Below are 12,021 nucleotides of genomic sequence, written 5' to 3' on the forward strand. Positions count from 1 at the left end.
TATTAAGGTCTATACAGGTATTTAAACCGAATATAATGCTTGGCATATTATAACTAATACACTCTCATTTAAGCGTCTCCTCTTTCGATTTCGACTTAACCAACATATGGAAAATTCACCGTTTTCTTCGGACCTCGACCCTAGCTTGCCAGAAGATACCGCACGGCAGGAGCCAACAGCCGATGCTCCTGCCACTTCCTCTGCAGAAGCCTCTGTTGCAGAGCCGCTAGCCTCCCGCACCGACTTCACCGAGCTTACTACCCGCGTGGGGGCTATTCGCCGGGAGCTAGCCAAAATTATTGTTGGTCAGCAGGATCTGGCCGAGCTGCTGCTGACGGCCCTTCTTGCCGATGGTCACGTGCTGCTGGAAGGCGTACCAGGCGTTGCCAAAACTCTCACAGCTAAGCTGCTCTCGCGCACCCTTGACGTGCCCTTCAGCCGCCTGCAGTTCACCCCCGACCTGATGCCCTCCGATGTGCTGGGCACCTCCGTATTCCGACCGCAGCGCGGAGAGTTTGAGTTTCGGCCGGGCCCCATTTTTGCCAGCGTTGTGCTGATTGACGAAATCAACCGGGCACCGGCCAAAACGCAGTCGGCGCTGTTTGAGGTGATGGAGGAACGCCACGTAACCCAAGACGGCACCACCTACGCCATGCCTGAGCCATTTCTGGTGCTGGCTACGCAAAACCCCATTGAGCAGGAAGGCACCTACCGCCTACCCGAGGCCCAACTCGACCGCTTCCTATTCAAGCTGCATGTAGGCTACCCCACCATGGAGGAAGAAGTACGCATTCTGCTAGGCCACCACAGCGGCTTTGGGGGCACTACAACCGATGCCGTGCAGCCTGTGCTCACGGCCGCTCAACTGGCCGAGATGCGCCAGCTGGTGCGCCGGCAGCACGTAGAGCCTAAGCTACTGGAGTACATTGCCCGCCTCGTAGGCCAGACCCGGGCCCACAAAGGCCTATACTTAGGGGCCTCACCACGCGCTTCCATTGCCCTGCTCAACGGTGCCAAAGCCCTAGGTGCCCTCCGGGGCCGCGACTTCGTAACGCCCGAAGACATTCAGTATCTGGCCCCAGCCGTGCTGCGCCACCGCATTCAGCTCACTCCTGAGCGTGAAATGGAAGGCGGCACCCCCGACGATATTGTGAAGCAGATTATTCAGCAGCTTGAGGTGCCCCGGTAAATGAACTACTCAATTACCTGGCTTCTTGATCAGCTCACGCAGGGCCATCGGGTGAAATATCTGTTTTTCTGGGGCAATCAGCCCAGTAAGTCAGGTGAAGTAACCAAGTCCTGCTTTAGCCAATGGTGGCTGGCTGAGGTTGAGGTGGCCGGCATTACCTACCGCTCAACTGAGCACTGGATGATGGCCGAGAAAGCACGCTTATTTCATGACACGCAGCTACTGGCCAGGATTCTGGCAGCGCCCAGCCCCGCAGAAGCCAAGAAGCTAGGCCGCCAGATTGCTGGCTTTGTGCCGCAGGTGTGGGATGAGCATAAATACAACATTGTGAAAGCCGGCAACCTGCACAAGTTCAGTCAGCACCCTAACCTGAAGGCCTTCCTGCTGGCTACCCATGATCGGGTGCTGGTGGAGGCTAGCCCCGTGGACAGCATCTGGGGAATAGGCCTGGCCGCCGATGCTCCCGATGCCGAGCACCCGGAGCGCTGGCAGGGCGAGAACCTGCTTGGCTTTGCCCTAATGGAAGTACGAGACCAGCTACGCAACGCATGAGCTTTTTCCTGACACCCCGTTTCTTTGTAGTGCTAGGCCTACTGGTAGTGGGGTTTGTGGTGGCCTTTCTGGTGCCGGGGCTTTTGGTTCCGCTGCAGGTGCTGCTGGCCGCCCTGCTGCTGCTGTCATTAATTGATATTGCCCTGCTGTACGCTCCTGGCCAAGGGCAAAAACGGTTGCCCTTGTTCGGCCGGCGGGTGCTGGGCGACAAGCTGGCCAATGGCTCCGATAATGAGGTGGCGCTCTACATTGAGAGCCATTACCGGTTTCCTGTCTCGGCCGAAATTATTGATGAGATTCCGCACCAGTTTCAGCGGCGCGATGTGCTGTTTGAAGCAGAAATTGAGAGCGGCCAGACCCATATAATTCGGTACCAGCTGCGGCCCACCAAGCGCGGCGAGTACCAGTTTGGGGCCTTAAATGTGCTGGTAGCATCTCCCATAGGCCTAGTGCGGCGGCGGTTCAGGTTTGCGCAAGACCAGATGGTGCCCGTGTACCCCTCGTTCCTGCAGATGCGCCAGTTTGAGCTGCTGGCCATTCACAACCGCCTTACCGATGTGGGCGTGAAGCGCATCCGGCGCGTAGGCCACAGCATGGAGTTTGAGCAGATCAGGCCCTATGTACCCGGCGACGACTCTCGTAGCCTCAACTGGAAAGCTACCGCCCGGCGCGCCACCACCCCCGAGGCCGCCGACGCGCTGGTGGTCAACCACTACCAGGATGAGCGCGCCCAGCAAGTGTACTGCCTCATTGATAAAGGCCGGGTGATGCGCATGCCCTTCGATGGCCTCAGCCTGCTTGATTACGCCATCAATGCCACGCTGGTGGTAAGCAACATTGCCCTGATCAAACACGACAAGGCCGGCCTGCTCACCTTCGCCGAAAAGCCGGAGCGCCTGGTGCCCGCCGACCGCCGCAGCGGCCACTTGGGCAAACTGCTGGAGGTGCTCTATAAGCAACGCACCAAATACCTCGAAACTGACTTTCAGGCGCTCTACACCCAGGTTAGAACCCACATCCGGCAGCGCAGCCTGTTGATTTTGTTTACCAATTTCGAGACGCTGAGCGCCATGCAGCGCCAATTGCCTTATCTGCGCCGCCTGGCTAAGTCGCACTTGCTGCTGGTGGTGTTCTTTGAAAACACGGAGCTACGGCAGTACCTGGAAACCCCGGCCGCCACCACCGAAGACGTGTACAACCAGACCATTGCCGAGAAATTTGCGCAGGAGAAGCGCCAGATTGTGCTGGAGCTTAACCGCTACGGCATCTACTCCCTCCTGACGCCGCCCCAGCAGCTCACGGCTAATACCATCAACAAATACCTGGAGTTTAAGGCGCGGGGGTTGATATAAACGGGGTGACACTACTCCTAGGCCACCTAAGTAATGCGTAGCGCACGTGAGAGGTATTGCATAAAAAAGGACAGCGCACAGATATGTATCCGTGCGCTGTCCTTTTTTGGGTAGATAGGTTGTGCTTACCCCAATAGTGGCCTAGCGTGCCCTACTAATCGGGGAAGCCCACTAGCTGCAGGTTGTCTATTAGCAGATGGGTTTTGCCGGGGTGCCAGAGCTTTACTACTACCCTATCGTAGTCTTCACGGCGAGGGGTATGCACGTCAATCGGCACCGTGGTGGTTTGGCCGGGCTCTAGTGCACGCTCCAACCGCACAAAGCTCTCCTTCACTACCTTGCTGTTCTTCTGGAACTGCACAACAAATAGCGTCATTGCCCACATATCCCACTGGGGTTCAGCCGCCTGGGCCTGCACGGTGGCGCGCAGCCAGGTATAGTTACCGGGTTTCAGTGGTACGCTGTACTCAGGGGTGTTTTGGTGCTCGAAATCAAGCAATAAAGAGCACCGCCCGGTCAGGGCCGGCTGGCTGCATACGGCTCCTTCCTGCGTCTCAAAGCCTTCATTTAGTAGCACCTTGGCCTTATCAGTGGGGCCTGTGTACCAGCCGTTGCTATCCAGCAGCAGGCGTGCTTCTTTAGGCACATCATACCGCCCAATTATCCGCAGCCAGTACGCCCGGTTCATATCACCGGCGGCCAGTAGGCCACCTCTGTGGGCTTGGTGCGTCAGCCACAGATTGTAGTATACTCCCACCACAAAGAAAACTGCATACGCCATCAGCCAGCGGGGCCGCGCCAGTATCCAGCTTAAAGAGGCCGCCAATGGCCAGGCCAGCACGGCGTAGCTCTGCACCATGGCGCGCTGCCCCAACGAGCCCCCGTACCACCAGATGTCCCAGGCAAACGTGACGTAAATAAACGCCGACATAAACAGCAAAATAGCCCAGAACCCTTGCGGCTCTCGCCGGTACAAGGCGCCAAAGCCCAGCAATGCTGTGATAAGCAAGGGCGAATACAGCAGCCAGCCACTACGGAAGCTAAAAATACCATCCCATAGGTGCGGCTTCAGCCAGCTGAATCCTTGGTCCTGGTAGCTATACACAATCCAGTCGCCGCTCACGTAGTGCCAGTACAGGGGCTGAATGCTGATTAAGGCTGCGCCTGCTACGGCGGCACCTAGCAAGTGGCCTAGGTGGCCCTGCCAGAATGCCAGCCGCTCGCGCACAGAAGCCCAACTTAGCCGCAGCCCCCACCCAAGCGGAATCAATACGGCCAGAAGTTCGGTGGGTCTGGTCAGCGTCATCAGGCCAATAACGGCTCCAATAGCTATGGCCCGGCCCAGCGTAGGGCGCTGGTAGAAGGCCGGAGTTAGCAACATCAGGACCGCGTACCACAAAAACAGCCAATTGTGGGTCATGGCACCATTGATGGCAGAATAATCCAAGTAGTTAGTCCCTAGCACCAATACCAGCAGAGCAAGCACCGTAGGCCACTCACCAAACCGCGGCAGCAGTGCCCGCCGGACCAGCCACAGCGCCAGTATAGCCACCAGCGTATTGGCGAGTTGCAACCCCAGTTGGTATGGAATTGAAAAGCCATCGGCAGGGTAGCCCAGCGGCTTAGCCAGGGCATGCGCCACCAGGAAGAAGGGCAACTCCTGCAGGGCCAGCCCCGAGGAGTACTTCATTACATAATGACCACTTTGGGGGTGCAGAAAAGCCTGATCGAAGCCGGGCGCGGGCTGGTATTTGGTCACCACATAGTCGCGAAACTTCAGCTCTTTCAGGTCGTGGTATACGAAAATGGCCGGCAGGTACATGTAGTAGCCGGAGGCATCCCAGCTGATAACGGCTTCGGTTTGCGTGTTTTTCCACTTTGGATAGTACCAGAAGGATACCAATACAATAAATACCGAGCAGAACAGCCAGGCCAAACGAGAGGGCGACTTCATGCAGTAGATGAGCGGCAAATAATAATTCAGAGAAAAAACGCGCGTAATTCGGGCGCAAAATGAGAAAAAAAGCCGCAGGTTCCGGTACCGGCCCGATGCTTGTGTACTTTCGGGCAACCACCCGCCTTTCTGTATGCCTCACTTCCTGCACCTGCGCTCTGTTTTCCTGCTGCTAATTTTTGTTGCTAGCACGGGGGTTGCCCAGCCCACTGATACCCGCAGCCTGATGCCCGTCCCGACCCAGGCCACCTGGGGCCAGGGCCGCTACCAAGCCAGAACCCATTTCACCTGGCAGGCCTTTACCCCAGCTCCTGGCCCTACCGCCAGCGCCGCCGACTCTGCGGTGGCGGAGGTTGTAGGCCACTTTCTGCTGCCGGCCCTGCTTCCTATCCTCCCTTCCTCTGATGCCATCCGGCAAGCCCGCATCAGCTCCCAAGTGCCCTCGGCCAACTTGGTAATCCAGTATGGCCGCCCCGGCAACCTGCTGGCGCTGGGAGAAGATGAGTCATATACCTTGCGGGTTACGCCCATGGGCGTGGCCCTGAATGCCCCCACCCATTTGGGCGTTCTGCGTGGCCTGGCCACGCTCCGGCAGCTGGTGCAGAAAGACAAGAAAAACCGTTGGCTGCCGGAAGTTGACATTGTAGACTCGCCCCGTTTCCCCTGGCGCGGCCTGCTGATTGATGCCGCGCGCCATTTCATGCCTCTGCCCACCCTCAAGCGCAACCTCGATGGCATGTGGGCCACTAAGCTCAACGTGATGCACTGGCACCTCTCCGACGACCAAGGCTTCCGGGTGCAGAGCCTGGCCCTGCCGCGGCTACACGAGCAGGGCAGCAATGGGCAATTTTATACCCATGCGCAAGTGCGCGAAATAGTGGCCTACGCTGCTCAGCGCGGCATACGAGTGATGCCTGAGTTTGACATGCCCGGCCACACCACCGCCTGGCTGGCGGGCTACCCCGAGCTGGCCTCCAACGATTCAACCTACGCTCCTTCTCCGCGCTGGGGCGTGCTGAATATTGCCCTCGACCCCACCAAGGAAACTACCTACCAACTGCTGGATAAGCTGCTGGCCGAAATGACGGCGCTGTTCCCGGACCCCTATTTCCATATTGGGGGTGATGAAAACGATGGCCGTCAATGGAAGCGTAATCCGCGCATTGTGCAGTTTATGCGCGACAACAAAATGGTGACCGACAAAGGCCAGCCCGACAAGCATGCCCTGCAGATGTATTTCAACCGGCGCATTCTGCAGATGGTCACGCAGTACAACAAGAAAATGGTGGGGTGGGACGAGATTCTGGGCCCCGACCTGCCGGCTGATGCCGTAATTCAGAGCTGGCGCGGCCGCAAGGGTCTGTATGATGCCGCCAAGGCGGGGCACGCAACGCTCCTCTCCAACGGGTATTATATTGATCTGAACTACAGCGCGGCCTCCCACTACGCCGTTGACCCGCTACCGCAGGATGCTCCGCTTACGCCTGAGCAGCGGAAACTGGTACTAGGTGGAGAGGCGACTATGTGGGCTGAGTTTGTCGACTCCGTAATTGTAGATTCCCGGATCTGGCCCCGCGCTGCGGCCGTGGCTGAGCGATTCTGGAGCAGCAGCTCGGTTACCTCAGTGCCCGATATGTACCGCCGGCTGGCCCTCGTGAGTCAGGAGTTGGAAGCTCTAGGCCTGCAACACAGGAAAGCGCCAGAGCAATTGCTGCTCCAACTGGCGCAGGGCAAGCCGGTAGAGCCGCTTCGTACGCTGGCAAGCGTGTTGGAGCCTGTGAAAGAATATAAGCGTCATTTTCAGGGATTTAAGTACACTACGCTTACCCCGCTCAACCGGCTGGTAGATGCGTCTTTGCCCGAGTCAGATGCGGCGCGGGAGTTTAGCACCGCCGTAGATGCTTTGCTGGTTCACCGAGCTACCCCTGCCAGCCCAATTGCAGCTACCCTTGATGCGCGCACTACCCTAGCCATGCTGCGAGCTACACTGCTGCGCTGGCAGGCCAATGATGCTCTGGTTCAGCCCGTGCTGCAGGCTAATTCTACTTTAACAGAATACGCGTCGCATTCCACCCACCTGAAAATGTTGGCTACCCTTTCATTAGAGCGCCTGACTCAGCTGGAAAAAGGGCAGGCCCCGAGCGCCGCGTGGCAAACCGCCGCGCTCAAGCAGCTAGATGCTGCCAAGGCTCCGGCAGGGCAAACGGAGCTGGCCATCGTCCCGGCAGTGCGCCGGCTCGTAGAAGCGAAGTAACAGATCAACTCTCTCCTCTTATGAAGCGCTCCTGCCTGGCTGCTCTCCTTCTGCTGGCGGCCTGCCAACGGCCACAGCCTGAATCTGCCGATCCGGCTCGCTCCGCGGAGGCTTTACCTACCGCTACCAGCCCGGCCGCTGCCAGCACCTTAAAGCGCGTTGCGCCTTTCCTGCGGGGCGTGTGGGTGAAGTCTGACTACCTGGCCGCCATCAAGCGCACCCGGTCACCTTACGCGGCCTCCAGCAACCTTACTGGTATTGTGGCCTTGTCCATTGATCCGCAGCAGGTAACCGGCGATAGTTTAACTATTGGGGCGAGCCTCAATAACCACGAGGGAGCTGCTTTCAACGCCATATTGCGCCAGGGGCTGCAACTCACTTCCCTGCCTACTACTTGGCCTGATTACGAGCACCCTACCAATTTTTATGAGCTCAGCTACCGCCTAGTTGCCCAGGATACGATAGTACTCCTCAATAAGTACAACGAGCATAAACGCTTGCTGCACTCGGTACTGTTCTCTCGCGTTCCGGGTGTGCCCTTCTCCGAAACGGCTCCCTCTGATGCGTTACAGTACAGCGTAAACCGGCAGTTACTGGCAGGCACCTACACAGCTACTGACGCTAAGGGTAGTAAAAAACAAGTGCGGTTCTCCCCTACCGGCCAGGTAGAGGGCCTGGGCGGGTTCCGGCAGTATTACCTCGCTACTGATTTTGTAGTGACCGTAGAAAATAACCTCGACAACATCATTTTCGATATCGGCACCAAGCGGCAGCAGGACTATGTGTACACAATCAGCCAGGACACAGTGCGGTTATACGCCGCCCGCGTAGCTGAGCCTGATTTGCTGCGCGGCCCGCTGCAGTACACCTTGGTGCGGGTACACTAGGCCACTCACTCTTGGCCGGCTTAAAACAGTACGGCCACCTGCATGCGGCCCGTGTGCACAGCCCCTAGCCCATTGGCCTTACGGCCATCGTAGGCCAGGGTGATGTTGAGGCCGTTGCTGAGGCGCTGCTCCAAGTTCAGGTTCCAGGTGAAGTTACTGCCGGGGCGCAGGGCATTCAGAATTTCTAGCCCCACCAGCGAGGCTTGCTCACCCTCAAAGCCCACCCGCACGTAGCGCGTAGTGGCCGAGAGCGTCCGCTTACCCACTTGGCTCACGCGCGTTTCTACGCCCAGCTCATCAAATGTGCCCCGTGTATCAAGCTCAGGACCAGCGGTATTCTGCTTAGTGGTGCGCAGGTAGGTGCCAGTGAAGCGCAACGCCTGCGTGGGCTGGTAACTAAGCTCAGGGGCAATTTCATACTGCAACAGCCGGAAGTTGCGGTTCACCAGGTAGTTTGAGGCATTCTGCCGGATAGTGCGACTAGTGGTAATACGCCCCGTGAGCGACTGCGCCAGCGTTCTGCGCAGCAAAAGGCTTTGGCTGGCTAAGTTCCGGATGTCTGAACCCTGCGTGAGCAATACTTTTTGCTGGGCCTGCTGTACGGTCAGCTCAGCCCCAAAAATAGGATTAGAGCGGTTGAAGTACAGCGTATTGCGCAGCAGCTTATTTAGGCTCAGGAGCAGGCTATCTTCCGTCTGAAAGGCAAACGGATTCAGGCGTGAGCCCAGTTCTTTTTCCGTCGTCTTGCGGTCGAGGGTAACAGTGGTTATGGCCGAGAACCGCCCGAGGATGCTGCGTAGGCCAGGTTGCTCCTGCCAGCCACGCGGCGCAGTAGTAGTTAGCCGGTAGCTGAAGCGGTTGGTAAAAGCCAGAATGTACTCGTCGGTGGGTAGGTATACTTTGATGTGGGTGCGGTATTGCGCATCGAGGGTTTGGGCTTCAAAGAACTCCTCTTTGTCTTCGCGACCATTTTTGGGGTTGGTGTCGCCGCCGTAATAGTGGGTGCCCTGCCCATTGGGCACGGCAATAAAGGCATAATCCCGCTTTAGCTCACGGCCCGTAGCCACGGCGTAGCTCAACTCTGAGCGCAGCACGTTATGAAAAAAGGTGGCGTTCCAGTCTAGCTTGCTGAGTACCGTGCGCTGGCGGGCACTATCTACTGAGGCCAGGTCGCGGTACGTAGCCAGCAGGGAAAGCTCCTGTGTGCTGCCCAGCCGCGTGGCCATAGTACCCTGCCAGGTCTGGGCCCGGCCCCGCTCACGCAGGGCGGTTCGCTCTGGGTTAGGAGCCTGGTCGCGGCGGTAGCTGTAGTCTAAGCGAAAACGGGTGCGGGCCGAGTCGCGGCTTTGCACAAACAAGGCATGCTCATCAAAGTAGTTGGCCGAGGTTAGGGAATCCCCATTGGGCAGGGCCACCCGGTTTTTATCGAAGCGGTACGCGTAACCGGGCACCACGGGGCCACCCACGTAGCGCGCTGTGGCCTCGCCCCGCGCCCAGCTGGAATGCCGCCGCCCAGCCTCGGAGTTGAGCACAAACAAGCTGCCGCGCAGTTGTACGTTGCCGGTCTGGTGCGCCACATCTACCCAATGCTGTAGGCCACTTACCTCCCCCGCCCGGTAGCGCCTACTTAGGCGGTAACCAATGGCATTATCGGCGTTCTTCACCACGCCCAGCGCAAAGTTTAGAATATTCTCCTCCTTGGGAGTTGGGGCGTTGCCATTGATGGTGGTAGTGGTGGAAGTAGATGCGCTCCAGTTGCGGTCAAATTCAATATCGCGGTACCGGTCAATGGGCGAAAAGCGGTGGCTGGTATACTCATAATCAAGGGAGCTGCGCAGCTTGTAGCCGGCCAGGCCAGGGAGCTGCACTGGTCGGTCCTGAATGGTGTAGCCTACGCGCATAGCCTGGCCCTTCGCTGATTCGGGTGAGAACCGGTTGAGGTCCAGATCTGATGAAGCCAGATCCACAAAAACGGTACTGGTGGAATCAATGCGGTAGCTGGCCCCCAGCGTAGCCAACTGCTTCTGGATGGGCGTGGGCAGCACCCGCACGGGTGCGTAGTTGCCTTTGCCCTCGCCCACGTACTCATACACGCGGCCGTTGGCGTTTACAAACCGAGAGCTGAGGTTGTAGCTCCCCTGGGCAGACCCTACGTTGGTAAAGCGCACGTTGTACACGGCCCGCGTAGAGTCTGGTGGGTCAGTATACACGTACACGGGCACACCGTTTACCTCGTTGAGGTTGTACTGTACCTGGCGCCGGTCGTAGGCCTGTAGCTCGGCACCGGGTGTTACAGCCCGGCTCACGTTGTCGCCAATGTTACGCAACAGGCTCTTATCAGCCTCCGACAATACCAGGTTAGGCGAATTATCAGGATTATCAGACTCGCGGTAAAAGTTGGCGTGCACCTGCAGTCGGCCCAGCTGCTGGTAGTGGCTTACCTGCAGCAGCGAGCGGGCGTAGTTGAAGTCGGAATATTCGAAGTCAATCTTGATGCGCGAGTTGCGGGTGATAAGGTGGCGGGGTGAGAAAGTCACCTCGGCCTGGTTGTAGTCAATAATGTAGTCGAAATCGAAACCTCGCACCATCAGCCGTCCATCCAGGTACACCCGCTCGGAGTTGGCCAGCACAATGATAAATTGCTCTCCGTTGGGCCCACGCAGACGGTAGGGGCCCTGCACGTTTTCCAGGGGTGCCACATCAATGCTGGCAAACTTACCCTTGGCTACGCCTGCCGCCGCAGTAGTAGTGGCAAACACTGGCCTACGCGGTGCCCCGCTGGCTCCCACTCCCCCACCGGGCATTACGGTAGTGACGGTTTGGCTATTGCCAGGTAGCGGCGTTCCGGCCACCGGCGGGTTCACGGGCACTGTGGGTGGAGCAGTTACAAAGGTGCCGGTGCTGGTACCCGAGGCATTTGGGTACTGAAAAAGCTGCGTATTGCTAACCCCAGGCCCAATGGCGCCGCCCCCAAAACCACCTAGGGGCAGCTGCCCGAAGTTAGCCTCTATGGCCGCGCCCTGAATGTTCTTATAAAACCGCAGAAAGTAGTCGGGCTTATTGCGCAGTACTACGTCGCCGGCGGTCAGGTTCCAGCGGGGGTGCGTAAGCGTAATATAGATGCGGTCAAACTCCTGCAGCTGCTGGGTGTTGCCTTCGGGTTGGAAGGGCACATTTTGGTCAGAAATAGCCGCTGTAAGAGTTATTTGGTCGGTCAGTTGCCCCTCCAGCTGCAGGTTCAATGACGAGTTTACGAATACGTTTTGGGTGTTGCCAAAGGAAATGCCCCGCGAGAGGTTTCCGGTTTTGTTGATACCCGGCGTGCTAAGAATCTGCTCCTTGGCGGTGAAGTCCTCCAGCCCAAACGGCCGCCGCAGAAACTCCAGGCTATCCATCAGGCGCCGCGGCCGCAGATAGCGCGCCGCCGATAACTGCACCGGCAGCACCCGGTAACACACCAGCACTGAGTCTATGCCGCCGGGCAGCACAATATCTGGCTGGCCCGCTTCAGGCGACGGAAACCGCTGGGAAGGCCGAATATACCGGTACCGCCCACGCCGGCTGTCGTAGGCCACTGACCGCCCATCAATTGCCACCGAGGCAGGTACAATGGTGAGTGTATCCTGCAAAACGAAGTCGGTAGTATCTCGAGTTGGTAGCAGGCGTACCCAGGTGCAACGGCGGGTATTTACGGCAGCTATCTGCTGGGCGCTGGCCCCGGCACCCACTCCCGCCAACAGAATGAGCAACAGCCAAAAGCGCAGGAAAAGGTGCGGAAAGCTGCTACTCATTCAGTAAAAATACAAGGCCGATAGTTTGCAGCTAACACAACG

At 58.1% G+C, this 12,021-nt stretch carries 7 protein-coding genes; 5 read left to right on the forward strand and 2 right to left on the reverse strand.

Translation table 11 applies throughout. From position 1 onward, the window contains the following. The first annotated feature begins 106 nt into the window (after positions 1-106). The 3 genes from HMJ29_RS01835 to HMJ29_RS01845 are packed head-to-tail and all read left to right on the forward strand — an operon-like array spanning position 107 to position 3,093. Positions 107-1,189 (forward strand): AAA family ATPase, encoded by a 1,083-nt coding sequence (locus tag HMJ29_RS01835; protein WP_171589885.1) that lies wholly within the window; start codon positions 107-109, stop codon positions 1,187-1,189. Then, the gene (gene ybiA, locus HMJ29_RS01840; RefSeq protein WP_171589886.1) at positions 1,190-1,741 is read left to right on the forward strand and encodes a riboflavin biosynthesis intermediates N-glycosidase; all 552 of its coding nucleotides are present in this window, start codon (positions 1,190-1,192) and stop codon (positions 1,739-1,741) included. It abuts the gene before it with no gap. Continuing rightward, entirely contained in the window at positions 1,738-3,093 is a 1,356-nt protein-coding gene (locus tag HMJ29_RS01845) for a DUF58 domain-containing protein (RefSeq protein ID WP_171589887.1), read from the forward strand. Before ybiA ends, HMJ29_RS01845 begins: the two co-directional genes overlap by 4 nt. 154 nt (positions 3,094-3,247) lie before the next feature. On the opposite strand, the gene HMJ29_RS01850 is transcribed toward HMJ29_RS01845, so the two are convergent. Continuing rightward, positions 3,248-5,047: a hypothetical protein gene (locus tag HMJ29_RS01850; protein WP_171589888.1), complete on the reverse strand. Its 1,800-nt coding sequence runs from the start codon at positions 5,045-5,047 to the stop codon at positions 3,248-3,250. Between the two features lie 133 nt (positions 5,048-5,180). On the opposite strand from HMJ29_RS01850, the gene HMJ29_RS01855 reads away from it, so the two are divergent. Further along, the gene (locus HMJ29_RS01855) at positions 5,181-7,301 is read left to right on the forward strand and encodes a beta-N-acetylhexosaminidase (protein ID WP_171589889.1); all 2,121 of its coding nucleotides are present in this window, start codon (positions 5,181-5,183) and stop codon (positions 7,299-7,301) included. Positions 7,302-7,321: 20 nt separating this feature from the next. Next, entirely contained in the window at positions 7,322-8,188 is an 867-nt protein-coding gene (locus tag HMJ29_RS01860) for a hypothetical protein (protein ID WP_171589890.1), read from the forward strand. Positions 8,189-8,208: 20 nt separating this feature from the next. Here HMJ29_RS01860 and HMJ29_RS01865 read toward each other — a convergent pair whose 3' ends face one another. Then, on the reverse strand, positions 8,209-11,979 hold the full coding sequence (locus tag HMJ29_RS01865; RefSeq protein ID WP_171589891.1) for a DUF8818 domain-containing protein: 3,771 nt from the start codon (positions 11,977-11,979) through the stop codon (positions 8,209-8,211). Positions 11,980-12,021: the final 42 nt, after the last annotated feature.

Source organism: Hymenobacter taeanensis (genome assembly GCF_013137895.1).
Classification (GTDB): Bacteria; Bacteroidota; Bacteroidia; order Cytophagales; family Hymenobacteraceae; genus Hymenobacter; species Hymenobacter taeanensis.